The following is a 26,346-nucleotide window of genomic DNA, read 5'->3' on the forward strand; positions in this document are numbered from 1 at the left end:
CCCTTTTATTAATTATTAATTAGCAGGGTTTGTTGTTCCTCATATAAATCTTGGAATAACGGCGTACTCAGGTAACGTTCCCCGTAACTCGGTTGAATCATCACAATTAACTTATCTTGATTTTCTGGTCTTTGAGCCACTTTAATCGCCGCACACAAAGCCGCACCGGAGGAAATCCCAGATAGTAACCCCTCTTCCCTGGCTAGACGGCGACTATAGCTAAAGGCTTCCTCATCACTAACTGTAATTACCTCATCAATTAGTTCCACTTTCAGCACCTCTGGTACAAATCCTGCACCAATACCCTGAATTTTGTGGGGTCCAGGTTCACCACCAGAAAGAACCGGACTGTTAGTGGGTTCAACGGCGATCGCCTTTAATTGTGGTTTTCGTTGTTTAAGCACATCCGCCGCCCCCGTAATTGTACCACCGGTTCCCACTCCCGCGATTAAAATATCAACCCGTCCATCCGTATCGTGCCAAATTTCTTCAGCCGTAGTGCGGCGGTGAACCTCTGGATTAGCCGAATTGTTAAACTGCTGTAACATATAGGTATTGGGAACCGCATCGACCAGTTCATAAGCGCGCTGAATGGCTCCTTTCATCCCTTTAGAACCGGGGGTTAATTCTAATTTAGCTCCATAGGCGCGGAGCATAGAACGCCGTTCTAAACTCATGCTATCAGGCATCGTTAGAATTAACTCATAGCCTTTCGCCGCCGCCGTCATAGCCAACGCAATGCCAGTATTTCCTGATGTAGGTTCAACTAGGGTAGTCTTACCTGGAGCGATCAAGCCTTCGAGTTCCGCAACTTCGATCATATATGCTCCAATGCGATCTTTAACTGAGGCTGTCGGGTTCATCCCTTCGAGTTTAACCACAATTTGAGCTAAACAGCCTTCAGCTTGAGGAATTCGATTCAGTTGTACCAAAGGGGTACGACCAATCAATTCTGTGATGTTGTGAGCAATACGCATGGTGATCTCAATAACTACAGTTAACCTCAATTCTATAGTGATTTGGGCAGGCAAAAGTCAACCGTGAACCTGACCAGGACAGCAGAAATTGTCAAACTTTCAATATATATGCTAAAATAATCTACTTTTAGGGCAGACTTTGCCATGATTGAATGCCTACATCTTGGCGGAAATTTAATCATAATTAACCTAACATATCGACGATATCATATGTTATAATCATGGTTAAATCCACCTATTAAAGATACCATAAAAGTTAAATTTGAGGTAATTAAAGTTGCAAAAGTTTAACCGAGTTACTCATCCACAACGACAACATCAGTTAGAAAAGTTAATTGAACGGTTGGGATTATCTCCTCAACATAAGATTGCATGGCAATTGCTTGATTTGGCACTAACTCATCCCAGTGTTTCAAGTCAGGATAATTATGAACAACTGGAATTTGTGGGTGATTCGGTGGTGCGTTTAGCGGCTTCAGAGCTTCTGTTTGAAACCTATCCTAATGCACCAGTGGGAGAGTTTGCGGCGGTGCGATCGATTTTGGTGAGCGATCGCATTCTGGCGGAAATTTCTGAGAGCTATGGTTTGGGAAGATATTTGCTGGTGGGAGGAAGTGCTACCCGCGATCGCCTGGGAGAAGAATCTCGTTTAGCAGATTGTTTTGAGGCGGTTTTGGCTGCACTATATCTCAGTACCAATACCCTAGAGTTAATTCGTCCTTGGTTAGATCCACACCTGCTAGAGCGAGCTACTGAGATTTTTAATGATCCGGCTCGCCAAAATTATAAGGCTGCTCTCCAAGAATGGACTCAAAGTTGCTATAAAATTTTGCCCCAATATAAAGTTAATGAAACAGGTTATGCTGGTGATGAAGGGCGCTTTACCGCTTCCGTGTGGCTGAGGGACGAACAATTAGGTACAGGAACAGGTAAAACTATTAAAGCTGCTGAACAGGCGGCGGCTCGTGTGGCTTTTTTATTAGTAGCCAAAAATGGAGGAGAAACAGATAATGAATGACCCGATTAAAATAGCAGTTCTCGGTACAGGACGCTGGGGTGTCCACTTGATCCGAAATTTTCAAAATCATTCTGGGTTTGAGTTAATAGCAGTAGCTGATAGTAATTCCGAACAGTTAAAAGCTGTGGGAGAACGATTTACACTCAACCCCGAACAAATGTTTGAGCATGGGTTGGCGGCTCTGGAAGTTCCGGGACTACAAGCTGTGGCGATCGCTACTCCCGCCGGCACTCATTATCACTTAATTTCAGCCGCGCTACAACGTGGCTATCATGTCTTAGCTGAAAAACCTTTAACCATAAACCCCGCTAAATCTTGGGAACTTTGGGAACTGGCTCAACAGCAAAATCGACAATTATTTGTCGATCATACCTATCTATTTCATCCAGTCGTTAACCGGGGTAAACAAGTCCTTGCTCAAGGTGTCTTAGGTCAACTACGCTATGGCTATGCTACCCGCACCCACTTAGAACCTGTGCGCCAAGATGTTGATGCTCTGTGGGATTTAGCGATTCATGATATTGCTATCTTTAATACCTGGTTGGGTCAAAAACCTGTAGCCGTACAAGCCACCGGAACTGTCTGGCTACAAGGCGATCGCCTTTTGCAAACGGAGGATAATTCCCCAGCATTTCCCGGTAGTAAACCAGGTTTATCTGATTTAGTATTAGCTACCCTCACTTACCCCGATAACTTTCAAGTTTTCCTACATCTATGCTGGTTAAATCCTGACAAACAGCGCCGTTTAGCAGTGGTCGGAAGCCAAGGAACATTAATTTTTGATGAATTATCTTCCGAGTCTCCTTTAACCCTACAACGCGGCTATTTAGAGCCTGTCAATGGTGGTTGGAAAGGAGCAGGTCAAAGTCGGGAAGTTTTACAGGTCGAACCTGGGGAACCTTTAAAACAAGTATGCGATCGCTTTTTTGAATGTGTTAAAGCCAATCAACCCTGTCCAATTTCTTCCGGTAAAATCGGAGCAGAATTAGTTGATATCCTCTGGGGTTTAAGTCAATCAATACAAACAGGAGGACTCCCTCACCCCGTCGGCGATAATTCCTCAGAGAGTTAAACAAACAAAAAGCGCCCCCCTGGTGGGAGGCGCTTAATTTAATCGAAGCTATAAATTAGCCGATTTGAGGTGCAACCAAAGCTACAGGCTCAGACTCAGCAGAAGCCAAATCTAAGGGGAAGTTGTGAGCGTTACGCTCGTGCATTACTTCCATACCCAGGTTAGCGCGGTTGATGACATCAGCCCAGGTATTGATTACCCGACCGCTGGAGTCCATTACGGACTGGTTGAAGTTGAAACCGTTCAGGTTAAAGGCCATGGTGGATACACCTAAAGCGGTGAACCAGATGCCGATTACCGGCCAAGCACCCAAGAAGAAGTGCAGGGAACGGCTGTTGTTGAAAGAAGCATATTGGAAGATCAGGCGACCGAAGTAACCGTGAGCTGCCACAATGTTGTAAGTTTCTTCTTCTTGACCGAATTTGTAACCGTAGTTTTGAGATTCGATTTCGGTGGTTTCACGCACCAAGGAAGAAGTTACCAAAGAACCGTGCATCGCGGAGAACAAAGCACCACCGAATACACCAGCAACTCCCAGCATATGGAAGGGGTGCATCAGGATGTTGTGTTCTGCTTGGAATACCAACATGAAGTTGAAGGTTCCAGAGATACCCAGAGGCATACCGTCGGAGAAAGAACCTTGTCCGATGGGGTAGATCAAGAATACTGCACTAGCAGCAGCAACAGGTGCGCTGTAAGCTACGCAGATCCAAGGACGCATTCCCAAGCGGTAGGACAGTTCCCACTCACGACCCATGTAGCAGAATACACCGATCAGGAAGTGGAAAATTACCAACTGGTAGGGGCCACCGTTGTAGAGCCACTCATCCAAGCTGGCTGCTTCCCAAATAGGGTAGAAGTGCAGACCGATCGCATTGGAGGAAGGAACAACCGCACCAGAGATGATGTTGTTTCCGTACAACAGAGAACCAGCTACGGGTTCGCGGATACCGTCAATGTCAACGGGAGGAGCAGCTACAAAAGCGATGATGTAGCAGATGGTAGCAGTTAGTAGGGTAGGGATCATCAGAACACCGAACCAGCCTACATAAAGGCGGTTGTTGGTGGATGTTACCCAGCTACAGAACCGTTCCCAAGCGTTGGCGCTCTCGCGCTGCTGAATGGTAGTAGTCATGTTGGATATGATTGCTTTATTGAGTTTTCGAGGTACTTATCCGGCAGTTGTTTTTCTACCGTGTCTATAATATGACACACTCTGTTAAGGTTTGTAAAGGGGTTGAGCCACATTTATTTTAATGACTGTCATAACTAGGGCTTATCATGGCTGTGGTCTCAGGCGGCTTAGGGCGGCTTGGGATATAATCGTCAGCAACTGAGAAACACGAGAGAGGGGGGAACCGAAAATGTCAGTTGAACTCACTGCCAATACTAGCCCCGAAACCGCTACGCAAACGGACTGGGAACCCCCCATGCCGCCGACAGATTTGATTTTTGATGATGGAGAGCCTTTGGAAAGTAACCGTCACCGCATTGCTATGAACGTCCTGATTAGGTCATTGCAACAGGCTTGGAGCGATCGCCATGATTTCTACACAGGCGGGAATATGTTTATTTACTATAGCAGCGAACAGGCTAGGAACCGAGATTTCCGAGGCCCAGATTTCTTTGCTGTGTTAGATGTAGATGGCACCAAAGAACGACAAGGTTGGGTAGTATGGCAGGAAGGGGGTCGCTACCCAGATGTTATTGTCGAGTTGATGTCGCCGAGTACCGCCAGAGTAGATAAAGGAAAGAAAAAGGATCTGTATCAGCAGATATTCCGAACCCCAGATTACTTTGTATTTGACCCGTTTGAAGCCAACGCCTTTCAAGGTTGGCATTTGCATAGTTCAGGAGGTTATCAGCTTTTAGAGCCGAACGATCGCGGTTGGCTGTGGTGTGATACCTTGGGCTTTTGGCTGGGAACTTGGTCGGGAACGATTGACCGGGAGGAGGCAATTTGGTTGCGGTTTTACGATACGGAAGGTAATTTAGTCCTGTTACCAGAAGAAGCGGAACGCCAAAAAGCTGAAGCGGAACGCCAAAAGGCCGAAGCGGAACGCCAAAAGGCCGAAGCGGAACGACAAAAGGCTCAATCCGCCGAACAACGAGCCCAACAAGCCCAACAACGAGCCGAACGTCTGGCGCAAAGGTTGCGATCGCTCGGTTTAGACCCAGAGGAACTATAAAAGAGGCGATCGCGCAACATCTACTTTATAGGTAATTTACCTACCGCCGCCCCAGTGGGAGAGTGTCTGTCGGAGCCAGCCCCAAATCGGGAAAGTTGGGGATATAATCATCAACAACTGAGAAACACGAGAGAGGGGGGAACCGAAAATGTCAGTTGAACTCACTGCTAATACTAGCCCCGAAACTGCTACGCAAACGGACTGGGAACCCCCCATGCCGCCAACAGATTTGATTTTTGATGATGGAGAGCCTTTGGAAAGTAACCGTCACCGCATTGCCATGAACGTCCTGATCCGGTCATTGCAACAGGCTTGGAGCGATCGCCATGATTTCTACACAGGCGGGAATATGTTTATTTACTATAGCAGCGAACAGGCTAGGAACCGAGATTTCCGAGGCCCAGATTTCTTTGCTGTGTTAGATGTAGATGGCACCAAAGAACGACAAGGTTGGGTAGTATGGCAGGAAGGGGGTCGCTACCCAGATGTTATTGTCGAGTTGATGTCGCCGAGTACCGCCAGAGTAGATAAAGGAAAGAAAAAGGATCTGTATCAGCAGATATTCCGAACCCCAGATTACTTTGTATTTGACCCGTTTGAAGCCAACGCCTTTCAAGGTTGGCATTTGCATAGTTCAGGAGGTTATCAGCTTTTAGAGCCGAACGATCGCGGTTGGCTGTGGTGTGATACCTTGGGCTTTTGGCTGGGAACTTGGTCGGGAACGATTGACCGGGAGGAGGCAATTTGGTTGCGGTTTTACGATACGGAAGGTAATTTAGTCCTGTTACCCGAAGAGGCCGCCCAACAACGAGCCGAAGCGGCCGAACAACGGGCTGAACGTCTGGCGCAAAGGTTGCGATCGCTCGGTTTAGACCCAGAGGAACTATAAAAGAGGCGATCGCGCAACATCTACCTTAAATACTTATAGATATAGTTCCCCCTTGAGCAGCAACCATACCAGGAATTACTCACGCTCAAGCTCCCTTTGTAGGTGATTAAAGTCGATCGCAAATATATCTACTTTTTCGCGGGTTAAAGCCTTCAGCAAGTCGCGACGATTTAAACCAGCTATTTGCACGGCTTGGTCGTGAGGAATTTTACTTTTTTGATACCAATAGATAGCCGCCAAATCTGGAACCGGGAAACCTGAAATGGGAGAAACTCCTCTGGAGGCGATCTGGCTTGTCTTTTCAGCCTGGAAATTGTCCAGAAACGCAGAACCTGGTTTGTTAAAGAAACCGGGTTTCTTGTCTTATAATCGCGTTTTCTTCCGAGGCGCGGGAGAACCGCGTAATAATCCTTCGGTACTAAGATCCTCATCAATTTCTTCCCAAGGAATCCCAGAACCGCCGCCAAAAATCACCTATTTTCTAACTGTTCGGGAGTAGCTTTTAATAGTCGAGGAAACCAAGCTAAAGGAACGGTAATAGTTCGTTCATTCATTAATTAAACAATAAAATTATCTTCATATATCAGACATTTTTTACTCGAATATCAGTCTGAATTGTCCTATTCATACCATGCCTCCAAAAATTATTTTACACAGACTGAGTTCCATAAGTAGCTAGTATTGTTAATCTATTGGCTCCGGTGTTATGCGCTTGTACCGGGGTTACAGCATGGTGAGAGTGAGGGCTAAATCGAAATAAGTAGACTTGGAAAGGAAGATATGAAACTTGCGATCGCGTTATCATTTTACCCTCAATTTGTTCCTGTAGTAACAGCACACCTCCCGAAAATTGAGGTTTTGGATCGGGAAATAAAAGTAAGCGAAAAGTCTCACCGAAGGGGTTTTGATCGCTATGAGTGCCAATTTTATCTCCATCGTAGAGTCGGTGTCCAGTCAAACTAACAAGGGTAGCTGGGGGAGAACCCACAAAATTGCAAAGACGGGTGACTAAGGTAGGTTCTTGTAAAGTTTGTACTAGGTCGTTAAATACACCGCCGAAAATCGAAGCTACAGTTAAAAGGTTACAAACTTCGTGTTCATAAAATGCTTCTTTCACTCGCAGCCATCGAAAAGGTAAAGCGTTAAGTGCATCGAAAAGTTGCTGAACAAACTCTATATTCATAGCATTGGGCAGCACAGCATGAGGATAAGGAAGAGCAGACTCAAATTGGGAACGCAGTTCAGTTTCACTGCCCGGAAATAAATTTTGAAGTTCAAACATATATTGACTCATTACACATATTCCTCCAATAATTTATTGTTATCACAATGATTCAAGTTCAGGGATTCTGTGCGGGCACCCCAAGTGAAAATAACAGTCCACCGACCCTCAGTTTTGGTGGCAGAATGCACCTGACTTACAGAATGGTAGGAGTTATTGCCGATTCGGAATAAAACCCAGCTATCTCGCTGGTGAGGAATGCGCTTAATCGGCATTTCTTTGGCGTTAGGGTGAATGCAAAATTCGCCACCTGAAAAGTTTCTCTCGCCCAGCATCCAGCACAAACGTAGTTTCTCCCCGTGGTCATTTGCATCATTATGAATTTCAATTTCATCGCGATCGCCCAGATAGTGAATTACTACCAGACTCTCGGTACAGCGACTCCCCGCCAAAATAGAAGCAATTTCAAGGACATCTTGGCACTTAGGTGCAGCAATTAGCGCTTGAATTACCGAATTATTCCCGGCTATTTCAGGAGACAATACGGCATCGTATTGAGAGTAAAAGTCTGCCAAATGGCGACGCATAGGTACTGTTTTTATCGCTGCCTCAAAACAGTCTATGTGTTTTCCAACTAATTGATTTCCTGCACAGTGAGGATATGGCTTTGCCGACATAAATGCGGTTAATTTTGCCTCTAAAGCTTCTATGAGACTATCGTGCAATATATTTTCCATTATATCTTGCCTTTTTTTGATATTCATTTTAATTAAATCTGAATCTGTTTTTTGAATTTACCAATCATCATCTTGACTAAATACCAGCCCCAAAAACCTTTCTTACTTAAGTCTAATATAATTAATATAGGCAAGAAGAATAATAAATAACTGCAAGTGATGCCCCACCAACCCGTACCCGATAAGTAAAGACGTTGCCCGGACAGTTGCAGGCTATTTAAATTTGTTGTATCAATTAAAATTTGAGTTGCCGAGGGTGGCCAGCACAACATGAGTAAAATGCTTAATTCAACCACCACTTTTAGCCAGCTTGTATAGCTACTGGGTGAAAGCTTTTTAGGCAGTCCTGCTATCTTAAGCTGACTTACTTCAATGGTTTCTCTCAAGTTATATATTTGATATTTTTCGGGGCAGTCCACTAAAATTCTGACTATGACATAATCTCCTGGCTCTAAATCTAACTTATTTTTATTAATTTCAATATTTAGCCATTGATTTTTATCTTTGGTAATTTGAACTTTTATTTCCTCCCCATCATTGGTTTCTGCATAAGCTAAAATCACGCGAGCATTGCTTTTATCAAAGCCACTCAAATGAATCGGCCATTCTACTTGTGACTTGCAGTCTTCTGGTTTAATCCGTTGATTACCTGAGTTACGCAGAATAACAATTAATACGCCACCATTAATGATTTGAATGTCTCCTACTTTAATGTCTTGATTTTTGACCGGGCTACTTTTCGGAAGAGGTTCAGAAGATATCACCTCAAAAGAAAGCGCTCTGTAATTTTGTTGCCAGTAAAACAGGATTGTGAAAAAGGTGCCTAAAGCTGTGATGGCTATCCCCCAAAAATTCACATTATGCCATTGGGATTTTAATCCGTTTAACAGAAAATCTAATAAAGTGTAAATCATGGATTCTTTGCTGTAATTACAAGGGGGGTTAACTTATTTACTACTATTTTCAATAGCTTTTGTCATATATTAATTGTGATATTTTTACTTTCTGTGTCCAAATGTCATAATAATATTGGTTCTAACGCCAGAGTTTTTAGGAATGGGTGTGATATCATGGGGCGTATATTTTCCCATCAAAAAAATCACAGCATGATTCGGCAAAGAAGGGTAAACAATCGGGGGTTTCTCTGGACGATCCGGGTGCCAAAAGCGAAAATCCCACTTACGGAGGGGCGATCCAGGTACTTGCAGCAACCAGTTAATTCTTACTATCAATTGCCCGTTACAAGTTCCATCCGCATGGTTGAGAATTCGTTCTCCTTCTCGAAGGCGATAGGAAAATATCTCTCTTTGAGCCGTTACAGACACCCCGGTCAAGCGAGTTATTTGTTCTACCATTTCCGGCTTTTGAAGACGCTGCATCAGCGTTTTAACAATTTCGGGACAGCCAAAGGTTTGACTCCAAACCGCAATATCCAAACTATCTTGGCTGTAAATATCTCCAATTCTTCGAGTCCAAGGCGCTAATGTCATTGCTTTTGCCAGTGCCTCGAATTCTTCTGGAGGCAGCATGGGCGTTAGTTGAAAGGATGGTGTTTCGGAAGTTAAATTGAATTGAACATTAGGGTTAGAGTCCGTCAACCAAGGAGATGATGCACTTATTACCGGGCCTGGATTAACTGAAGATGTCAAGGGTTCAGCGATCCGGGTTTTAGTCACTGAAAGTGTGCTTTTCTCTTGGAGTAAATTTTGCCGATTACCGACCCAAGCAAACCACTGTATGTCTGGTGGTAAATCTTCTCCCTGGTAGGGACGTAAGGTGACAAAAGAATGACAATCTTCTGTTACCACAATTAGCTCTCCCGGCTCTAGTTGATTATCTGAAATCAAAACTGGGCGATCGCCTAATCCTGCTACCAAACGGAAAATCTGAACTACAGGAGCATCTAATTGCTTTGATGACCGAGGCATCCAGACTCCCCAAGCTAAGATATTTGTGTCAGCAGAAATGTTTTCTTTCTTTGGGCAACCAAGCTGCTTTAATACAGTGGTTATCGTTTGGTTATGACGCGGCCCGACTAGAAAGATATCGTCAATTTTTATCCCTGGTTGGCACGGAATAACTGCGTCGGCACTCAAAAAATCCTGAATGCGATCGAGTGATGATTTAACCTCATCGTTGGTCTGAATATGTATGGGATTGCGGATGGTAATCATGGGTAAATTTATCGGGGATGATTAATGGCTGGCATCCAATTAAATGGCGACTGTCGAAATGTATCTTTGACGACGCTGGCTGCATAGTTAGCACCAAATTTCTCCAAATTAATCATCAGAAAATCTGCCTCTTGACGAATCATTTTTTCTGTGGACAGATACCATTCCAACAATTGAGAATTTAGGTGTATTTTTCCTTCTGGGTCGGCCACACTTTGATGCAGGGATCGACTAATTGCTGTGGACTGTAATCCTGTTGCCCCATCAGCAAGACAGTCATCAAGGTCACACCTTCCTAGCAAAACTCCTATATAAGATTGCACAAGTTTAGCCGCCCGATCGCCAACGGATGGTGAGGATAAAAAATAAGCAACTCTGTGGCATAAATCCTGGCCAATCAACTCCATTGTTAGACTAGCTGCGGTCAGTTCATCTTGCCAAGGAGACAGAGATTTGGCCGTTCGCTTAAGCAGATCCTTTCCCTCTGCTGTGGATGGTTGAAAATTGAGCAGACTACTATAAATTGCTGTTAACAGAATTGAATCAGACACGGAAAAAAAAGCACTATCTCGATCGTGGAGGTCATCCACTGATCGCCCAAACATACAAAGCCAAAAACGGTTTTGTATCTCTGGTATCAGACTGACATCCAAGCATCCACTATGTTCTATTTCAATGACGGGAAGCACCCACCGCAGAATATACATTCTCACCAGATGAATCAGAATGTACTCCTCGGCTTTGACTCCACATTTGCGAATAGTTAAAACTCGTTGTTCTTCAGTGTTAATTAACTTTAAAATAGCCGCAGCCATCCCCGCCTCATCAGGCAAGTTATACTCGATATTGCCAACTTTGATTTGCATTTTAATTTCTATGAGTTAGGGCTGGTTGAGCAATTCTCGTTTCTGTTTATGTCCGCTTGCGGAAAGTTGCTGCAACAAAGTTGTCGCCATTGCACGCATTTGGACTGTACGGCTGCGATTGACCGCTTGGCGAGCAAAAACTTTCGCTTGGGAAATATCCCCATCAATATTCCAGCGGTGCGCCCAAAGTAAGGAAACACCCGCATCTTTGCGAAAGACTTTTTTGAGTGCGACCTCTGCCTCTTGACCTCGCCCTTGCTGGATGGCTTGGTACGCTATTTTGAGCAGTGTTTCTTGGGATTCCCGTCCACCGATCGATTCAGCGCTATTAGCCATACAGCCACCGTAACAGGAACGGTCTTCGGCAAATTCGCAGGTATCACAGCGATCGTAAACTTGCGGGCGATCGTATTTTTCATCAATGACCCGTTTGTAATAAGCCATTAATTCCGAGAAGTTATCGAAATCTGTCAGTTGGGTTCGTTCCAGATCGGATAACGCATAACACCGAAAAACTTCTAGGGCTGGGTTCACATCAATAACCGGGCCACAAGAACGAAAGGCAGCACTTTTGGGCTGTGTTAACTGAATTCGACCCAGTTGTTCGGAAGTGAAAAAGCACTTAGGTAGCGGACAATCGAGATAGACTTGAATGTGTTGCCAGTAGGCTGCTTCCAGAAATTCAGCTATTCTTGGGGCTACAGCGTGATACTCCGATGGACTCAATACTTGGACTTCCGGCGATGGGTTCAGTTCTGGATAGGCAACTGTCCAGCGCAAGTATTCAATGCCAAAGGATTCACACACATCTAAAATTTCTTGATAGTTGAAATCCTGACGCCAAATATTGAAGCCGATGTTAACAGGAATGCCCAGGTTAAGAGCAACATCAATGTTGTGCAAGACTAACTCGTATTCAGTGTTTCGGCGATAATCCCGACGTTCGTTGAGATTAACTAGCAGGCTAAGGCGATCGCGATAGGGTTTCAGTTTGAGAATTTCATTGGTATTGCAGATACCTCCCGTAAAAATAGTGGCATCACCCAAAGCAGGTTCAGCCATCGACTTTTCTAAGAGATAAACCAGGTCTTTATATAAAAAAGGTTCACCTCCGATAATATTCAGACGAAAATTAGGACCACTGCGACTGATAAACTGCACAACCCGCTCGATACCTTCACGAGTTAAAACTGTCTTTTTTCCTGACTTACCCATTTCGGTGGAGGCAAAACAGTAGGCACAGTAATTGCTACACTTGTCAATAACAATCAAATTCATGTAATCTACCTAAAATTGATGTTTTTGATTTTTTGAGATGTTACTTTTGGAGCCAAAAGTTACTGCGTTTAGACCCTATTGCCAGTTAGTTATGATGTCAGCAGCATTTTTACTTTTAGCCATTTGGGGACTCATCTGTGCTACTTGCTCGATCGCCTCTAAAGGCAAGGTGCGAAGATAACGTTCAAATCGCTTAGTTGCGCCACAATGATTTTCTGGAGTTTCCGAATCGTTCAAATCAAATGCTGGACAACCATGTTCGCAAACAAATTTCGCGGGACAAGTCCGACAATCTTTTTCATATTTATCTGTCTTCCCATGAAAGCCATGTAATTTCTGCTTCCACCCATCTGGATCGAACCCATCTGGATCGAGTATGTTTCCTAGTAAGTAACTTTGGACATTTCCGCTAGAACCAGCACAACCACAAGGATAAACTTCGCCAGTTTCCTTAACAACAATCATGTTAATTCCAGCATGGCAAAAGGGATTATCACACCTTAACTGATCCAGAAATTCTTTAGCAGAAGGTGCAGCTAGATGACGCTGGATTTTGGCTAACATTCGCGTCTCTACAATTGACCCCTCATAGCGAATGAGACTATCTAAGTTATCTTTAAGAACTCTAAATATTTGCTCCTCGCTTAAAGGTTTGGCACCAATTCCGTGTCCCACTGCCGAGGCAATATTCAGGTGAAAAGCTGTAATTCCTAGTTGGTAGAAAGTTTCGTAAATTTGGGGAACTAATGTCCAATTGTGAAGATGAATAACGGCGATCGCCCCTGAAAAAATACCTCTCTCCCGCAACCGCTTTAAGTTATGAATCGTCTTTTTGAAGCCACCTCTCACCTGATTGTGTACAGCTTCTGGGCCGTCTATGGATGTGCCAATCTTAACTCCATGACGTGCAAATACATCAATATGCTCGTCATTTAGTAGAGTTAAATTACTTTGCAAACCAAAGTCTACTGTTTTGCCTTTGTCTCCTAGGATTTTGACGGCTAAAGTGCAGGCTCTATCGTACCATTGATCGCTTTGAAGCAATGGTTCTCCACCGTGAAATATTAGTTCAATATGAGATTTTCGCGAATACTCAGCGATTCGTTCTATGGCGATCGCGAAAGTATCGATATCAAATAAAGGAACTTCTTTTCCTGGAGTTTTTACTTCGGCATAGCAATAGCTGCAATGTAAATTGCAGACATTAGTTAGCTCGATATGAAGTTCGTGAACGTTTCGGAGACTGACCCACGAACGATTGATGGCGGAATAACTACTGCTAACCGTGTTGTCAGGTAAAGTTTTCATCTTGGCGCTTCCGTTAGGTTATCCAAACTCACGGCGAGTTTTTTGGCCTCTCAAACAAAACGAGTTTAGTCTAGTAGAAGGAATCTAATAGAAGAAATTTTATTTGCAGAGGGATGGGGCTATTTGTCCGAGAGGCGATCGAGCAGTTATTCTGAGTTGTAGATATCAATCTAATCTCTAATTGCAGATTTGCTATCCTTAACTCAAAAGAACTGGCGCTGTCTAAGTACCCTTATTGTATTTGTGATAAACGTAATATCCAGGAACGGTACTTTCGCCTTCTGAGGGAAGGACATGATCCTGAGTCAACTTCCGCTCGTCATCAATCAAACTAAAAAACTCTTCCTGTGAAGGTAGGGTGCTGGATACCGATTCTTGCGGCTGAGTGCTTTCTAATTCCTCCGATTGAGGCTGAGACAAATCTAGAACGGGATTAACAGTATTTTGAGACATGGCTTTAGCCCTATTTCCGTAAACTTAGAATATTTCCTACGCGATGTTTCACACAACGTAGGATATCCGATAGAACATGACAATAAAATCCACCTATTGCAGCTAGTGGTTTTTTAGCGGAATAGTTTTCAACAGGTGTAAATTACTATTGTACGGCTTCTATACTATCTTAATCTATATCAATCAGCGAAAGTAATCAACTCTGGAAAGTAGTATTTAGTACCCAATTTTCCCCAGTACCCTGAAAAAAAATTAGTAGGATTTAGTGGGATTGGGTTCCCGGTGATTGACAAAGTAGGATTTGGTGGTATATAGTTCTTGCTTTAAGATTAAGTCTCTGTATTTTTACTGATGAAAAATATTGAAGAAGTGTTAGAGTGGGCTGAAAAGCTGATCCTTGAGAAAACCGGCGAACCTCTCAAGCCTATAGAGGAAGCCATACTCAAGGGTGTGTGGTCAGGAAAAAAATATGCTCAAATTGCTAAAGAATATAATAATTGTCGTGAATCTCACGTTAAGAAAGAAGCCGCTAAGTTATGGGATAAGCTGCGGGATGAATTAGGGGAAGACCTGAATAAATATAATTTTCGTTCCAAGATAGATAAAAAACATAGGGTTTCTGAAATTTCCCAGTGTGGCAATTGTGTATTACAAGAAATTGATATTAACATTGTTGGTCAGTTTATCCAAACTATTAAAGATACTCAACACCGATCGCCCTCCGATCTCTCTTCTTCTCATTCTCCCACACCTCAAGATTCTTCACCGATTATCGACTTAACCGACGCACCAGACCTGACTGAATTTTATAGCCGTACTTCCGAACTAACTACCCTAAAACAGTGGATATTACAAGACCATACCCGCCTAATTACCATCTATGGATTAAGTGGCATTGGCAAAAGCCTATTAACACGCCAACTCATAGAACAAATAAAAACTGAATTTGACTATATGATGTGGCGAAGTTTGAGCGATCGCCCTACTCTGTCCTCCTTAAAAAACCAACTTCAACAATTTTTTGCCCAGTCCCAACAGCCTTCATTGCCCACAATAATTGATTATTTGCGTCACTCCCGTTGTTTAGTCATATTGGATGACCTACACAATCTTTTTAAAAGCGGTGAATTAGCGGGAGAATACTTGACAGACTATAAAGAATACCGGACATTTTTTCGGCAAATTGCCAAAAACCATCATCAAAGTTGCGTGATTCTCATCAGTTGGGAAAAACCTAGAGCAATTGCTACCTTAGAAGCCGAAAAACACTCCACCCGCACGTTACACCTAAAAGGATTATCAGCCGATGCTGAGAAAATTTTGCGATCGCACCAATTAACCGACTCCGACAAATGGCCGGAATTAATCAACCTCTATCAAGGACATCCTACCTGGTTAAATATCATCGCCTCAACCATAGTCGAACTATTTGATGGTAGCGTTTCCCTATTTTTAAGCTACAGCGAGGATATCTTTTTAGGTGACTTAGAACCAATTTTAGAATCTCAGTTAGAACGATTATCAGACTTAGAACAACGGGTTATTTCCGGTTTCCGAGATCGGGAAGCGATCGCCCTTTCTCAAAAACCGACTAATCCTGAATTATCCCAATCCGAATTATGGTCAGCCATCCAATCTTTAGTTAGACGGGGGTTGCTAGAAAAAATATCAGAGGGAGAGCGAGGAATGTTTCAACTGCATCCGATTTGGCAACAGTATCTTAAATTTAAGCTAAGTTAGAATAGTTGAAATAGAAAAACTAGGAGAATCCCTAAAATGCGATCGCCTTTACCCCTGTTTACCGTTGAAGACTATATCATCGCTGAAGCCGAAAGCACCATTCGCCATGAGTATATGGGCGGTTATGTGTTTGCTATGGCGGGTGCTAGTGAAGAACACAATCTCATTGCCGTTAATCTTTGTACCTTATTACGTTCTCATCTGCGGGGGAGTTCCTGTCGGGTATTCATGTCTGATATGAAAGTCAAAGTTCAAGACGATATTTTTTATTACCCTGACTTACTCGTGACTTGTAACCCCGAAGATAATCACCGATACTTCAAAACACAACCTAACTTAATTATTGAAGTGCTGTCAGAAAGTACCGAAAGCACTGACCGACGAGAAAAATTAATGAACTACCAAACCTTAGAAACTTTGAAGGAATATGTTTTAGTCTCTCAAGATGTTATGCAAGTGGAAGTCTATCGTCAAGAGACTCCGGGGAGTTGGACAGTTCAAATCTTAGGAAAAGACAATGAGTTAACCTGGGAATCTGTGGGGCTAACTGTGACCGTGGCGCAAATTTATGAAGATGTCTTGAATGTGGGTCAGTAAATTTAAGCACGAAAAAGCGCCCCCCGACTGGGAGGCGCTTGATTTAATCGAAGCTATAAATTAGCCGATTTGAGGTGCAACCAAAGCTACAGGCTCAGACTCAGCAGAAGCCAAATCTAAGGGGAAGTTGTGAGCGTTACGCTCGTGCATTACTTCCATACCCAGGTTAGCGCGGTTGATGACATCAGCCCAGGTATTGATTACCCGACCGCTCGAGTCCATTACGGACTGGTTGAAGTTGAAACCGTTGAGGTTAAAGGCCATGGTGGATACACCTAAAGCGGTGAACCAGATGCCGATTACCGGCCAAGCACCCAAGAAGAAGTGCAGGGAACGGCTGTTGTTGAAAGAAGCATATTGGAAGATCAGGCGACCGAAGTAACCGTGAGCTGCCACAATGTTGTAAGTTTCTTCTTCTTGACCGAATTTGTAACCGTAGTTTTGAGATTCGATTTCGGTGGTTTCACGCACCAAGGAAGAAGTTACCAAAGAACCGTGCATCGCGGAGAACAAAGCACCACCGAAGACACCGGCAACTCCCAACATATGGAAGGGGTGCATCAGGATGTTGTGTTCTGCTTGGAATACCAACATGAAGTTGAAGGTTCCAGAGATACCCAGAGGCATACCGTCGGAGAAAGAACCTTGTCCGATGGGGTAGATCAAGAATACTGCACTAGCAGCGGCAACAGGTGCGCTGTAAGCTACGCAGATCCAAGGACGCATTCCCAAGCGGTAGGACAGTTCCCACTCACGACCCATGTAGCAAAATACACCGATCAGGAAGTGGAAAATTACCAACTGGTAGGGGCCACCGTTGTAGAGCCACTCATCCAAGCTGGCTGCTTCCCAAATAGGGTAGAAGTGCAGACCGATCGCATTGGAAGAAGGAACAACCGCACCAGAGATGATGTTGTTTCCGTACAACAGAGAACCAGCTACGGGTTCGCGGATACCGTCAATGTCAACGGGAGGAGCAGCTACAAAAGCGATGATGTAGCAGATGGTAGCAGTTAGTAGGGTAGGGATCATCAGAACACCGAACCAGCCTACATAAAGGCGGTTGTTGGTGGATGTTACCCAGCTACAGAACCGTTCCCAAGCGTTGGCGCTCTCGCGCTGCTGAATGGTAGTAGTCATGTTGGATATGATTGCTGTATTGAATTTTCGAGGTACTTATCCGGCAGTTGTTTTTCTACCGTGTTCATAATATGACACACTCGGTTAAGGTTTGTAAAGGGGTTGAGCCACACTTATTCTCATGGCTGCTATCAGTAGGGCTTATCATGGCTGTGGTCCCAGGCGGCTATGGGTGGCTGGGGATATAATCGTGAGCAACTCGGAAATACGAGAGAGGGGGGAACGGAAAATGTCAGTAACTCACTGCCAATACTAGCCCCGAAACTGCTACGGAAACGGACTGGGAACCCTCCATGCCGCCGACAGATTTGATTTTTGATGATGGAGAGCCTTTAGAAAGTAACCGTCACCGCATTGCCATCAACGTCCTGATCCGGTCATGGCAACAGGCTGGGAGCGATCGCCACTCTATGAACTGTTAACTACCGATGTGGGGAACGATAGAAGGGACGTTTAACCACTGTTGCCGGGTAGATTTTATTACGGATTTCTACTTCTACTTGGCGGCCGATTTTGGCTAATTCTACCGGAACATAGGCTAAGGCGATCGCCTTTTCCAGGGTAGGGGACATTGTGCCGCTGGTAATTTCTCCCACAACCTCGCCGCCAGCCTTCACAGGATAACCGTGGCGGGCAATATATCGCCCCTGCATTTCTAACCCCACTAACCGCCTCGATAAACCCCCTGATTTTTGCGATTCTAGGGACTCACGGCCGATAAAGTCTCCCTTCTCATCCCAATGGATTAACCAGCCTAAACCGGCCTCTAAAGGGGTGGTATGGGTATCAATATCTTGCCCATACAAAGCCATTGCCGCTTCTAAACGCAGGGTATCTCTAGCGCCCAAACCACAGGGAGTTGCCCCCACTTCTATTAAGTGTCGAAATAAATTTACTCCGGTGTGGGGATTTACCATTACCTCAAACCCATCCTCTCCGGTGTATCCGGTGCGGGCGATAAATGCAGGTTTTCCTAATAGGGTGGTTTCTATATGTCCAAAATTGGCAACTGCTGATAAGTCGGCTTCTACTAGGGGTCCAAGGACGGCTTCCGCTTGAGGTCCCTGGACTGCAATTAATACCTGGCTGCGAGATAGGTCTTCTAGGGCGACTCCGGTTCCTTCCAAATGGGCGACAACCCAAGCCTTATCTCTGGACTTGGTGGCTGCATTAACAATCATCATTCCCCGCTGGTTTCCTGTGGCTGGGTCTAAGCCTTGGTAGTAAAAAATGACATCATCCAATATGCCGCCACTGCTATTTAATAGGACTGTATATTGGGCTTGACCGGGTTGTAGACGACTGAGACTAGAGGGAAATAGGGGTTCGAGGGCATTGATTAGCTGTTCACCTTGGAGGGAAAATTTGCCCATGTGGGAGATGTCAAATAGTCCCACTTGCGATCGCACTGCTTGATGTTCTTGGGTAATACCGGAATACTGAACCGCCATTTCCCAGCCTGAAAATGGAACCATCCGGCCTTTGAGTTCAACGGATAGGTCATATAGAGGGGTGCGAGTCAGGGTTGGTTTCATTGCCGGAGTCTAACGGTAATGGGATAAGTATTTATTTTAAGGCAAACTTTCACAACTGCGATCGCCTCCCTGGAAACTCTCCTTTCGCCTGCATTGCCTTGAAACCCTTATCCTGACAGCGATAGCGGGTTATTACTCAACCCCTATATCCTATCGAGTTACTCAAATGTTACTCACAATCTAGTCCTAGCACAGGAAAATAATTCTGTCAATAGGTTGATTACTCAGTCAATAAGCACAACTTAATCAATCTGTCAAATACCCATACCACCCCCCTAACCAAACACCGATAAGGTAACTCTCTCGTGATACCCGTCAATGGCAAGCCTATCGGTTCGTTACGAACCATTGACTGCTATCACATCGGTCGCACCCCTAAGAGTGTTTGTTTCGGTTAGGGGGGGGATATGCTTCCAAGTCAACACGATAGCCGTAGGTAGCCGTAGGGGGAACCCACTAGGTTATCAATGTACAACGATACCCCTATCAATGTACAAAGATATCAGACCGCCTACCTGGTTCCCTATGGGAGTCAGATTATTGGTGAAATATTGAGGAGCCTACTCGCTACCAACAAAATGCGATCGCATAATCACGACTAACCTGGCTATGACATACTGAAGCGATACCCCTAAACAACTTTTCAACTGGTGACTTGTTTCGTCATCTCTCGCTGATACCTACATAATCCTAGAGAATTGATTCCCCATCGAAACCGATACCTACATACCGCTAGACAAGTCTCCAATTTATAGGGGTACTGGGTTCCGCCTGGGATGATTACCCCTAATAGACGGGTTAAGGTTTTGGCTTAGGGTGTTTATTGTGGGTAAATTAGAGGCAAGCATTCATATAAACTTCCAATAGGCCTATTGCAATAGGCCTACTGGCAAAAAATACATAGACACCCCCTACAGTCAGAAACCAGAGGGGGCCATTTAAGTTATTGGGGTAGCTGTTAGGTGTTAGGGCTTAGGGTTTTCTCCAACCATCATCATCAATATCATCTCTGTTAATTGGAAGAGGGGGTGATTGCTTTTTATCTTCTAACTGTTTTTTACAAACTGTTGATGGCATAAAATCATTAACATATCTAATCAAATAATTTAGGCTATTTTGGATACCGTCTAACCTATTCTCAATAATTAGGTTTCCTGTATGCGTAATGAACATACTGATAATAATCGCGACAATAATTAACCCTAATTCAACTATTATTAAGTTCATTTATATTAATTTCCAAAAATGAAGTGTAAACCATTTAATCCTTTCTAGTGGAGAAAATGAAGCGTAAAAATTGCTGTACGGCGGTGATTCAATTATTTGATATTCATTAAGCCATATAATTTCACGTTTAACCATCATATTCTGCTTCACATCATTGTATGTGTAAAATTTTAACCACCCTGCCATTTTCCAGTACACGGGTACACTGTCAGCGTCAAATAATATCCTAACAAATTTACTGCCAGAAATGTCAGGTAATTTTTTAGTACCGTGTAGGGTACTATCATCTTCTATCCTGAAATTAAGTTCATAAACCTTAAACCAATTACCCTCTGATATATCAAGTGCATTAGGCATTATCTGTTAATTTATTGTTGAGTGTTTAGCATATTTTCCAATTTGTCGATTTTTTCTGATAATTCCTGAATTGCCGCAATCACTAATGGTATCAGTTTATCATACATGATTGTTAAGTAATCTATTTTTTTGTCGTCAACTTCAGGACTATCTGTATGGTCATTTTTAATCACTTCAACTGCGTTAGGATATATATTTTGTACTTCTTGAGCAATTAAACCAAATTGTTCTGTACTTGGATTAAAGCCATGAAATGCTGCAAGTTCATTATACTTAAACCACGTGACTGTCAATGCGTTAATTTCGCTTAACCCTAGAGTTGGTTTTGATAAAAGTGTTTTGAATTTAAGATCAGAGCTACCTTTAACGTAGTCTCCATTATCGTTAATATAAGATACATTTGTGCCTCCTACTCTAAATCTAGTATGTACTCCAGATGATGAAAGAGTTGAGCTCTTTATAAAATATGTCTGCCCGTTATATAATTGTATTGAATATCTATTGTCAGGAGCACCTCGCCAAACATCGCTTTGATGAAAATTAATACCATGATATATAAATACTCTAGGATTATTATCTGCTTCTAATTGCATAGAATAATTCCCCTGATAAGAAAACGCCCAGCTATTTCCTCCAACTCTACTATTTAGTACTAAATTTGCCGAACCAGCACTAGAGCCTATCCGGCGGATGTCAAACCCCCTCCAAACATTAAAATCAATAAGCATATTTCCATCAGGAAAACTTTCATTAGTTGCAAAAGTTACTGGATTATTTGTTATGTTAAATGTTTTAATTCCTGTTAAAGTTTGATTACCTGTAGTTCTAACTACAGTTGAATCTACATTAATTGTTCTATTAGCTGCTAAAGTTCCTCCTCCGGATCAACCATCACCTGCAGTTAATGTAATATTTGAATGTGTGTGCGTTGTGGGAGTCCTAGCGTTAGATAATCTACTATCATTACCTTGACAGGCTGTGTTTGCTGTAGTGCCATAAGCAACCGCCCATGTTGTGGCAGTACTCCCATTAAAATTATTTCCAGTTAATCCCGTACCATTTGTTAATGTATTAGGAGTATTGGCAGTTATTGTTATATTGGCACTACCATTAAACGAAGTCCCATTAATTGTTCTAGCAGTTTGAAGTGCTGTTGCTGTTCCGGCGTTTCCACTTATTGACCCGGTAATTAATGAATTAAATGTTTTAACTCCTGTCCATGTCTGATTCCCAGTTGTAATTATCCCTGAATTAGTTGCACTAGCTGTAGGTAAAGTAACATTAGTTCCTGTTGATGATGTAACTACAGGACCTGCTGTTGTTCCTGCTGTTACTCCTAAATTAGTTGCTACATTTACTTGTGCGCCTGCCGCAATCCCATCCAGCTTTGTCTTATCAGCGTTCGACATTACACCTGCAACGGTTGTTGTAGCAGCAGGTAATACAGCATTAGTACCGTCAGAACTGTTAACGGTTAACGTATTGCTTGTAGTGCTTGTAGAGAGGTTGGTGGATACGTTTGGGGCGGTGTTTCTAAACTCAGTTCCTACTAAAGTTAAGCCAGTTCCCGCAGAATAGGTTGTATTAGGAGGTGTTACCCAAACACCATCGCCGCGTAAATAGTTAGATGTACTGCCATTTGTATCAATGGCAGCAACATTACCTGAATTTGTTATTTGAGATAAGGTATGTGTATGGCTAGTTGGTGTTCTAGCATTTGATAATCTGACATCGTTACCTTCTGTAACAGTTCCAATAGTTGTTCCAAAATTTTTGTTAAATGCTGTACTTTTGGTAAAAGTAGGCTCTTTACCGTCTAATGTACTTTGAAGTCCTGTAACATTAGCAATAGTATGTGTATGTTCTGATGGAGTAAACGTAGACGGTTTGGACGTTATTTCAGTCCAGCTATGGGAATGAGTAGATGGGGGGAAAGTGCCAGGTTTATTAATAATATTATTCCAAATTAACTCAGTTAATTTGACTAAATTAGTATTGGAGTCAATAACTGCTTGTATCCGTTCATTAGTTAAATACAGATTAACTTCACCTTCTGGCAAGTCATCGGTTGATTGCCCAAACTTACTAGAGTAAATGTTGAAATTAGTCATAACTGCCTCTATATTGAGTAATCAAATAAATGGCTAATAACTTAATACTAGCCATTCATTTGATGATTACATATTGATATATTCGATAATTGTAACGCTGATACTAGCGCTAGATTCTGCTATCGCCTGTAACTCAGTTCTACCCCACGTTATTGAGATGGTATCACCTGGCTTAACCGAAAATGCAGCGTCTGACACGCTATCACCTGTAGGGTCAAATATTAGATGTACATTGGTATTTGACCGATTCTTTACAAACACCGTTCTACCGTTACTGGTAGCATTGATAGGCACAACTTCCGTGATAGTGTTAGCAGTCAAACTTATCGCGGTAGTTTCGGGAGTTCCCGGTATTTTACTGCTCATATTTAGAGTGTCTAAATTGACAACAGAACTATAAACTGAGAAACTCATAATAAACTCCTAAATCAAAGTAAAATTTACCAATTTATTGTTTGTTCTAACCCAACAATATTGGTTACGCTATCCTCAGTTATAGCATAGATAGAAGCTGTTGATTTTAGTTCATCATCCCACCCAGCGTTAGGAGGTAAATATAGGCATTGATAAGGTACACAGTTACTGATATCACCGTGACAAAACCATACCCCTACAGAACCTACGTTTTGTAAGTGCAACCTATACCGATTAATATTTGAGGGTCTAACTAATGTGGGGGTATTGCCTATTGTCACCCCAAAATTTTCGGGTTGTGTCAATGTAGGGGTTTTAGGAACTGTATCGAGTTGATATTCAGCCATGCCCAAAATATTAATAGAATCATTGTTATGTAACTGAGTTAAACACCTAGCTTTAACTATTGAGTTGCTATCAATTGCTAAACCTTCGTTTTGATTAGTGATTAATTCAATTAACAGGTTTTCGGTGTGAATGCCTCCATAATATGGCAATTTGACAATCCCTAAATTTAACCCGTTTTCTGTTGCCATATTCCCATAAAATATTTGTAAATCTACCGCTTCCTGCAACACTTCCTGTTTTTTTTCCCACCGTTGGTAATAGCTATCTTCCGGGTAAATTTTGGGGATTTGTGATTGTGCAATACTGGGAGTGTAACATCTAGCGTTTAACGATGATATATAGCTGTAAATACCGATATCATATTTATATCTTTCTGTTATTAATGATTCTAAAGTAGTCCCGTTAAATAACTCTATGGCGTTACTCCAGTTAGCAGCGTTGATATTAGCCGTGATATTTTTAACACCTCTCACCATTTTAACCACCTATTAATAAATTATTTGTTAGTATAATATTACTACTTTAATGCGATTATTTAAATGGTTAGAGACACTATAAAAATTAAAGATACTATTAGGTCAAGCACACCCAGGAATATTGGTAGGTCAGGCGGGGTTGGTAGGTCAGGCGGTGTAAGTTCAGGTTTAGCAGGAGATTTAGGTGACCAAACATCTTCAACAATGGACTTTGGTAGGGGTTTACCGTATGCAAGGGAAAGAGATAGAGGAGGTGTTCCCGGATTAGTAAATCCTTGGGACCCAATTACCAGAGTGCCGCGTGGAATTAACCCAGAAGACCATGGTAGGTGGAAAAGAGAAGACGAGGCACGACGAGTAGATGATGACACACGACGAGTAGACGAGGAACCCCCAAAAAGAGATGAACCAAAGGGAGGAAAAAAACCTAGGGGAAAGGGTGGCGCTGGTAGAGGTTTTGGCGGTCCTAATAGCGGTGACGAGGTAGATGATGATAAAGGAAGGCGGCCACCAAAACCGGGGAACGAAATGCCAGACCCTCGTGATTATCCTGTTAAAAATAATGATAAATGGCATTTAATGATTTTTGCTCAAATAGTAAATAGTAGACTTAGCAGTGGAACATCTAGTATTAATAGGCATTGGTGGAGAAAGCAGGAATCAACAACGTCAAATTTTAGACTTAATAAGATTGGATTAGATGTGTTTATAGAGTGGGAAGAATCATGGAATGATTCAGAGTACAATTACGAAGAGCCGATAATTGTACATAATGATTATGTTAAACATCGTAAGTTATACCCGTTAAAACCTTACTATATGAATTCAGGTTGTGAAAATGTTTCATTTAATAGTTTTTATAACTCTGAATATAACGCTTCATGTCGTGGTCCAAATAGGCTTAGTATTAGTCCATTATTCGGGTCTATCTTTTACCGTTTAACTCCAACCACAACCTGGACAGACGTAACAACTGTTTGGACTAAAGACCCGGAAGCAATGTTAGAGTATATACATTTATGGGAAGTTCCATATGCTGATAGAGGTCATCAATCATACTACGAATATGAGTCTGACATATTTTCGAATGCCTATCGAGGTAGGTGGTATGAAAATACATACTGGTATCCAGTATTTCCTACGAGTACTAGATTAAACTACACCTCCTTAGACGGTACACGAATTTGGGAGAACACCCGTAATTATAGCTATAAACTATGGATTCTGTCTGAAGATAAAGATTATTTGCCGCCAGAAAACAACGTTCGTCAAATCACAATACCAGACAGACATGAATGAAGAATGCTGTGGAATGATTAGAAGGATTTACGAGTTCCTAGACCCTGAATACTTTCCGGCTGAAATGCCGGAAAAAATAACGGTTAATGCTGATAATCCAGAGAACAGAATTAAACGAATAAACACATTGCCAGAAACCTTGGAAAAATATCACCTGGACCCCCGACTTTTATAGTCCGTTCTTTAATCGTTACATCGAAGTTAAGGGAGTATTAACTGATTCATTTAAGCTAAAAATGCAGTTATTGCAGTACCTTAATCCTGGTTTAGTCAATCAGTGTTGGTTTGTTATAAGGGGGACATCCTACCGATGGCAAGGCATCTCATTTATCAATATCGACGAGTTTAAGGGGCTTTTGAAAAACTTAGAGATTCCAAGGGTAAACAATGAATAAACTACACTACAAGGGGTTATTTTCTATTGACGGTGAGTTAATAAACACCACCTATAACCCACACCTATTTGAGTCAGAAACCACTCAAATAGCCTACCGGATACTAACCCCTATAAAGGAACATAAAACCCAGGAAATCCTTGATTTAGCTTATTCCTATATGGGTTGTTATAGCCCTAGGGGGGACTACAGAGGTCACGCTACAGCAAGGTTGACAAATGAAGGCAGCCTACGAGTATCAATTGTTGGTAACCCTCAATTTTGGGAGGTATGTAAAAAAATTTCAAACGTCATAATCAATCATCAAAGGATAGTTAATCATGAGTATCGGATATTACGGCAAAAAACAGGACGATAAATTTAGTTATTGCAGTGCAGTTAAGCCCGGTGAAACGGCAACCTTTCTAATTGTTGATTATGCATAATTCCGAATTAAGTCACCTCATTTATGGATATTCGGGAAAGGTGTATCAGGGGATTTTTCTAACTTCAATGATAGGGATTGGAGTTATTCCAAAGGTGAT

29 protein-coding genes and 3 pseudogenes are annotated in these 26,346 nt (G+C 42.6%); 12 read left to right on the top strand and 20 right to left on the bottom strand.

Annotation, left to right across the window (positions count from 1 at the left end; genetic code table 11):
• Positions 1-8: 8 nt before the first annotated feature.
• A complete protein-coding gene (gene cysK / locus N39L_RS32450) occupies positions 9-977 on the bottom strand; it encodes a cysteine synthase A (protein ID WP_006617295.1) in 969 nt (322 codons plus the stop codon).
• Positions 978-1,254: 277 nt separating this feature from the next.
• Here cysK and rnc point away from each other — a divergent pair, with 277 nt between their 5' ends.
• Complete coding sequence (gene rnc, locus N39L_RS32455; protein ID WP_006617296.1) at positions 1,255-1,995, top strand: ribonuclease III; 741 nt, start codon at positions 1,255-1,257, stop codon at positions 1,993-1,995.
• Positions 1,988-3,067, top strand: a complete 1,080-nt coding sequence (locus tag N39L_RS32460; RefSeq protein ID WP_006617297.1) for a Gfo/Idh/MocA family protein — start codon at positions 1,988-1,990, stop codon at positions 3,065-3,067. Before rnc ends, N39L_RS32460 begins: the two co-directional genes overlap by 8 nt.
• Before the next feature lie 55 nt (positions 3,068-3,122).
• Here the strand turns inward: N39L_RS32460 and psbA (N39L_RS32465) are convergent, their stop codons facing one another.
• The gene (gene psbA / locus N39L_RS32465; protein ID WP_014276244.1) at positions 3,123-4,202 is read right to left on the bottom strand and encodes a photosystem II q(b) protein; all 1,080 of its coding nucleotides are present in this window, start codon (positions 4,200-4,202) and stop codon (positions 3,123-3,125) included.
• 229 nt (positions 4,203-4,431) lie between these two features.
• Between psbA (N39L_RS32465) and N39L_RS32470 the strand changes: the two genes are divergently transcribed.
• Both N39L_RS32470 and N39L_RS32475 read left to right on the top strand, forming a co-directional pair.
• Positions 4,432-5,256, top strand: coding sequence for a Uma2 family endonuclease (locus N39L_RS32470; protein ID WP_152088735.1), 825 nt, complete (start codon positions 4,432-4,434; stop codon positions 5,254-5,256).
• Between the two features lie 148 nt (positions 5,257-5,404).
• Positions 5,405-6,145: a Uma2 family endonuclease gene (locus tag N39L_RS32475; protein WP_152088736.1), complete on the top strand. Its 741-nt coding sequence runs from the start codon at positions 5,405-5,407 to the stop codon at positions 6,143-6,145.
• A 75-nt stretch (positions 6,146-6,220) separates the two neighbouring features.
• Here the strand turns inward: N39L_RS32475 and N39L_RS32480 are convergent, their stop codons facing one another.
• Positions 6,221-6,385, bottom strand: a complete 165-nt coding sequence (locus N39L_RS32480) for a UPF0175 family protein (protein WP_006617335.1) — start codon at positions 6,383-6,385, stop codon at positions 6,221-6,223.
• 22 nt (positions 6,386-6,407) lie between these two features.
• Here N39L_RS32480 and N39L_RS32485 point away from each other — a divergent pair, with 22 nt between their 5' ends.
• Positions 6,408-6,644 carry a hypothetical protein gene (locus tag N39L_RS32485; protein ID WP_014277505.1) on the top strand — a complete coding sequence of 79 codons (237 nt, stop codon included), beginning with the start codon at positions 6,408-6,410 and terminating at the stop codon, positions 6,642-6,644.
• Here the strand turns inward: N39L_RS32485 and N39L_RS32490 are convergent.
• From N39L_RS32490 to N39L_RS32530, 9 genes are all read right to left on the bottom strand, one after another.
• A complete protein-coding gene (locus N39L_RS32490) occupies positions 6,616-6,699 on the bottom strand; it encodes a DUF2442 domain-containing protein (protein WP_006617336.1) in 84 nt (27 codons plus the stop codon). The two genes, N39L_RS32485 and N39L_RS32490, sit on opposite strands and share 29 nt — an antisense overlap.
• Before the next feature lie 95 nt (positions 6,700-6,794).
• Positions 6,795-7,439: a hypothetical protein gene (locus N39L_RS32495; RefSeq protein ID WP_006617337.1), complete on the bottom strand. Its 645-nt coding sequence runs from the start codon at positions 7,437-7,439 to the stop codon at positions 6,795-6,797.
• A complete protein-coding gene (locus N39L_RS32500) occupies positions 7,439-8,131 on the bottom strand; it encodes a 2OG-Fe(II) oxygenase (protein ID WP_006617338.1) in 693 nt (230 codons plus the stop codon). The genes N39L_RS32495 and N39L_RS32500 overlap by 1 nt, the downstream gene beginning before the upstream one ends.
• Positions 8,132-8,136: 5 nt before the next feature.
• Positions 8,137-9,018, bottom strand: a complete 882-nt coding sequence (locus tag N39L_RS32505) for a hypothetical protein (protein WP_006617339.1) — start codon at positions 9,016-9,018, stop codon at positions 8,137-8,139.
• An 84-nt stretch (positions 9,019-9,102) separates the two neighbouring features.
• On the bottom strand, positions 9,103-10,278 hold the full coding sequence (locus tag N39L_RS32510; RefSeq protein ID WP_006617340.1) for a hypothetical protein: 1,176 nt from the start codon (positions 10,276-10,278) through the stop codon (positions 9,103-9,105).
• Positions 10,279-10,286: 8 nt separating this feature from the next.
• On the bottom strand, positions 10,287-11,144 hold the full coding sequence (locus tag N39L_RS32515) for a hypothetical protein (RefSeq protein ID WP_006617341.1): 858 nt from the start codon (positions 11,142-11,144) through the stop codon (positions 10,287-10,289).
• 15 nt (positions 11,145-11,159) lie between these two features.
• Positions 11,160-12,422 (bottom strand): radical SAM protein, encoded by a 1,263-nt coding sequence (locus N39L_RS32520; RefSeq protein WP_006617342.1) that lies wholly within the window; start codon positions 12,420-12,422, stop codon positions 11,160-11,162.
• 75 nt (positions 12,423-12,497) lie between these two features.
• Positions 12,498-13,730, bottom strand: a complete 1,233-nt coding sequence (locus tag N39L_RS32525; RefSeq protein WP_006617343.1) for a radical SAM/SPASM domain-containing protein — start codon at positions 13,728-13,730, stop codon at positions 12,498-12,500.
• A 222-nt stretch (positions 13,731-13,952) separates the two neighbouring features.
• Complete coding sequence (locus tag N39L_RS32530) at positions 13,953-14,183, bottom strand: hypothetical protein (RefSeq protein WP_006617344.1); 231 nt, start codon at positions 14,181-14,183, stop codon at positions 13,953-13,955.
• Positions 14,184-14,534: 351 nt separating this feature from the next.
• On the opposite strand from N39L_RS32530, the gene N39L_RS32535 reads away from it, so the two are divergent.
• Together N39L_RS32535 and N39L_RS32540 are read left to right on the top strand one after the other, a co-directional pair.
• Positions 14,535-15,923, top strand: coding sequence for a helix-turn-helix domain-containing protein (locus tag N39L_RS32535; protein ID WP_014277506.1), 1,389 nt, complete (start codon positions 14,535-14,537; stop codon positions 15,921-15,923).
• Between the two features lie 36 nt (positions 15,924-15,959).
• Entirely contained in the window at positions 15,960-16,520 is a 561-nt protein-coding gene (locus N39L_RS32540) for a Uma2 family endonuclease (RefSeq protein ID WP_006615803.1), read from the top strand.
• A 60-nt stretch (positions 16,521-16,580) separates the two neighbouring features.
• Here the strand turns inward: N39L_RS32540 and psbA (N39L_RS32545) are convergent, their stop codons facing one another.
• On the bottom strand, positions 16,581-17,660 hold the full coding sequence (gene psbA, locus N39L_RS32545; protein ID WP_014276244.1) for a photosystem II q(b) protein: 1,080 nt from the start codon (positions 17,658-17,660) through the stop codon (positions 16,581-16,583).
• 293 nt (positions 17,661-17,953) lie between these two features.
• Between psbA (N39L_RS32545) and N39L_RS32550 the strand changes: the two are divergent.
• A pseudogene (locus N39L_RS32550) lies at positions 17,954-18,067 on the top strand (Uma2 family endonuclease); the annotation flags it as partial.
• 15 nt (positions 18,068-18,082) lie between these two features.
• Here the strand turns inward: N39L_RS32550 and gcvT are convergent.
• Positions 18,083-19,195 carry a glycine cleavage system aminomethyltransferase GcvT gene (gene gcvT, locus N39L_RS32555; protein ID WP_006615988.1) on the bottom strand — a complete coding sequence of 371 codons (1,113 nt, stop codon included), beginning with the start codon at positions 19,193-19,195 and terminating at the stop codon, positions 18,083-18,085.
• Between the two features lie 467 nt (positions 19,196-19,662).
• Here gcvT and N39L_RS32560 point away from each other — a divergent pair, with 467 nt between their 5' ends.
• On the top strand, positions 19,663-19,797 hold the full coding sequence (locus tag N39L_RS32560) for a hypothetical protein (RefSeq protein WP_286131321.1): 135 nt from the start codon (positions 19,663-19,665) through the stop codon (positions 19,795-19,797).
• 370 nt (positions 19,798-20,167) lie between these two features.
• Here the strand turns inward: N39L_RS32560 and N39L_RS32565 are convergent, their stop codons facing one another.
• The 6 genes from N39L_RS32565 to N39L_RS32590 form a co-directional block, all read right to left on the bottom strand.
• Complete coding sequence (locus tag N39L_RS32565) at positions 20,168-20,422, bottom strand: hypothetical protein (protein ID WP_014277507.1); 255 nt, start codon at positions 20,420-20,422, stop codon at positions 20,168-20,170.
• Positions 20,423-20,779, bottom strand: a complete 357-nt coding sequence (locus N39L_RS32570) for a hypothetical protein (RefSeq protein ID WP_014277508.1) — start codon at positions 20,777-20,779, stop codon at positions 20,423-20,425.
• A gap of 11 nt (positions 20,780-20,790) precedes the next feature.
• Complete coding sequence (locus N39L_RS32575) at positions 20,791-21,507, bottom strand: tail fiber domain-containing protein (RefSeq protein ID WP_014277509.1); 717 nt, start codon at positions 21,505-21,507, stop codon at positions 20,791-20,793.
• Positions 21,508-21,663: 156 nt separating this feature from the next.
• Positions 21,664-22,890 (bottom strand): hypothetical protein, encoded by a 1,227-nt coding sequence (locus N39L_RS32580; RefSeq protein WP_014277510.1) that lies wholly within the window; start codon positions 22,888-22,890, stop codon positions 21,664-21,666.
• A 66-nt stretch (positions 22,891-22,956) separates the two neighbouring features.
• A complete protein-coding gene (locus tag N39L_RS32585; protein WP_014274438.1) occupies positions 22,957-23,304 on the bottom strand; it encodes a hypothetical protein in 348 nt (115 codons plus the stop codon).
• 26 nt (positions 23,305-23,330) lie between these two features.
• Positions 23,331-24,128 (bottom strand): hypothetical protein, encoded by a 798-nt coding sequence (locus N39L_RS32590; protein WP_014274437.1) that lies wholly within the window; start codon positions 24,126-24,128, stop codon positions 23,331-23,333.
• A 63-nt stretch (positions 24,129-24,191) separates the two neighbouring features.
• Here N39L_RS32590 and N39L_RS32595 point away from each other — a divergent pair.
• The 3 genes and pseudogenes from N39L_RS32595 to N39L_RS32605 form a co-directional block, all read left to right on the top strand.
• Positions 24,192-25,569, top strand: a pseudogene (locus N39L_RS32595) (hypothetical protein); the annotation flags it as partial.
• Positions 25,559-25,822, top strand: a pseudogene (locus N39L_RS32600) (PDDEXK family nuclease); the annotation flags it as partial. The pseudogenes N39L_RS32595 and N39L_RS32600, both read left to right, overlap by 11 nt.
• On the top strand, positions 25,815-26,180 hold the full coding sequence (locus N39L_RS32605) for a hypothetical protein (protein WP_014275577.1): 366 nt from the start codon (positions 25,815-25,817) through the stop codon (positions 26,178-26,180). The pseudogene N39L_RS32600 and the gene N39L_RS32605, both read left to right, overlap by 8 nt.
• Positions 26,181-26,346: the final 166 nt, after the last annotated feature.

The organism is Limnospira platensis NIES-39 (genome assembly GCF_026000695.1).
GTDB lineage: Bacteria > Cyanobacteriota > Cyanobacteriia > Cyanobacteriales > Microcoleaceae > Limnospira > Limnospira platensis.

Excerpts from the sequence above, each read along its gene's own strand:
- cysK (WP_006617295.1), bottom strand. The coding sequence starts at position 977 with ATGCGTATTGCTCACAACATCACAGAATTGATTGGTCGTACCCCTTTG.
- N39L_RS32460 (WP_006617297.1), top strand. The coding sequence starts at position 1,988 with ATGAATGACCCGATTAAAATAGCAGTTCTCGGTACAGGACGCTGGGGT.
- psbA (WP_014276244.1), bottom strand. The coding sequence starts at position 4,202 with ATGACTACTACCATTCAGCAGCGCGAGAGCGCCAACGCTTGGGAACGG.
- N39L_RS32470 (WP_152088735.1), top strand. The coding sequence starts at position 4,432 with ATGTCAGTTGAACTCACTGCCAATACTAGCCCCGAAACCGCTACGCAA.
- N39L_RS32475 (WP_152088736.1), top strand. The coding sequence starts at position 5,405 with ATGTCAGTTGAACTCACTGCTAATACTAGCCCCGAAACTGCTACGCAA.
- N39L_RS32485 (WP_014277505.1), top strand. The coding sequence starts at position 6,408 with ATGGGAGAAACTCCTCTGGAGGCGATCTGGCTTGTCTTTTCAGCCTGG.
- N39L_RS32490 (WP_006617336.1), bottom strand. The coding sequence starts at position 6,699 with ATGAATGAACGAACTATTACCGTTCCTTTAGCTTGGTTTCCTCGACTA.
- N39L_RS32495 (WP_006617337.1), bottom strand. The coding sequence starts at position 7,439 with ATGAGTCAATATATGTTTGAACTTCAAAATTTATTTCCGGGCAGTGAA.
- N39L_RS32500 (WP_006617338.1), bottom strand. The coding sequence starts at position 8,131 with ATGAATATCAAAAAAAGGCAAGATATAATGGAAAATATATTGCACGAT.
- N39L_RS32505 (WP_006617339.1), bottom strand. The coding sequence starts at position 9,018 with ATGATTTACACTTTATTAGATTTTCTGTTAAACGGATTAAAATCCCAA.
- N39L_RS32510 (WP_006617340.1), bottom strand. The coding sequence starts at position 10,278 with ATGATTACCATCCGCAATCCCATACATATTCAGACCAACGATGAGGTT.
- N39L_RS32515 (WP_006617341.1), bottom strand. The coding sequence starts at position 11,144 with ATGCAAATCAAAGTTGGCAATATCGAGTATAACTTGCCTGATGAGGCG.
- N39L_RS32520 (WP_006617342.1), bottom strand. The coding sequence starts at position 12,422 with ATGAATTTGATTGTTATTGACAAGTGTAGCAATTACTGTGCCTACTGT.
- N39L_RS32525 (WP_006617343.1), bottom strand. The coding sequence starts at position 13,730 with ATGAAAACTTTACCTGACAACACGGTTAGCAGTAGTTATTCCGCCATC.
- N39L_RS32530 (WP_006617344.1), bottom strand. The coding sequence starts at position 14,183 with ATGTCTCAAAATACTGTTAATCCCGTTCTAGATTTGTCTCAGCCTCAA.
- N39L_RS32535 (WP_014277506.1), top strand. The coding sequence starts at position 14,535 with ATGAAAAATATTGAAGAAGTGTTAGAGTGGGCTGAAAAGCTGATCCTT.
- N39L_RS32540 (WP_006615803.1), top strand. The coding sequence starts at position 15,960 with ATGCGATCGCCTTTACCCCTGTTTACCGTTGAAGACTATATCATCGCT.
- psbA (WP_014276244.1), bottom strand. The coding sequence starts at position 17,660 with ATGACTACTACCATTCAGCAGCGCGAGAGCGCCAACGCTTGGGAACGG.
- gcvT (WP_006615988.1), bottom strand. The coding sequence starts at position 19,195 with ATGAAACCAACCCTGACTCGCACCCCTCTATATGACCTATCCGTTGAA.
- N39L_RS32560 (WP_286131321.1), top strand. The coding sequence starts at position 19,663 with ATGTACAACGATACCCCTATCAATGTACAAAGATATCAGACCGCCTAC.
- N39L_RS32565 (WP_014277507.1), bottom strand. The coding sequence starts at position 20,422 with ATGAACTTAATAATAGTTGAATTAGGGTTAATTATTGTCGCGATTATT.
- N39L_RS32570 (WP_014277508.1), bottom strand. The coding sequence starts at position 20,779 with ATGCCTAATGCACTTGATATATCAGAGGGTAATTGGTTTAAGGTTTAT.
- N39L_RS32575 (WP_014277509.1), bottom strand. The coding sequence starts at position 21,507 with ATGCTTATTGATTTTAATGTTTGGAGGGGGTTTGACATCCGCCGGATA.
- N39L_RS32580 (WP_014277510.1), bottom strand. The coding sequence starts at position 22,890 with ATGACTAATTTCAACATTTACTCTAGTAAGTTTGGGCAATCAACCGAT.
- N39L_RS32585 (WP_014274438.1), bottom strand. The coding sequence starts at position 23,304 with ATGAGTTTCTCAGTTTATAGTTCTGTTGTCAATTTAGACACTCTAAAT.
- N39L_RS32590 (WP_014274437.1), bottom strand. The coding sequence starts at position 24,128 with ATGGTGAGAGGTGTTAAAAATATCACGGCTAATATCAACGCTGCTAAC.
- N39L_RS32605 (WP_014275577.1), top strand. The coding sequence starts at position 25,815 with ATGAATAAACTACACTACAAGGGGTTATTTTCTATTGACGGTGAGTTA.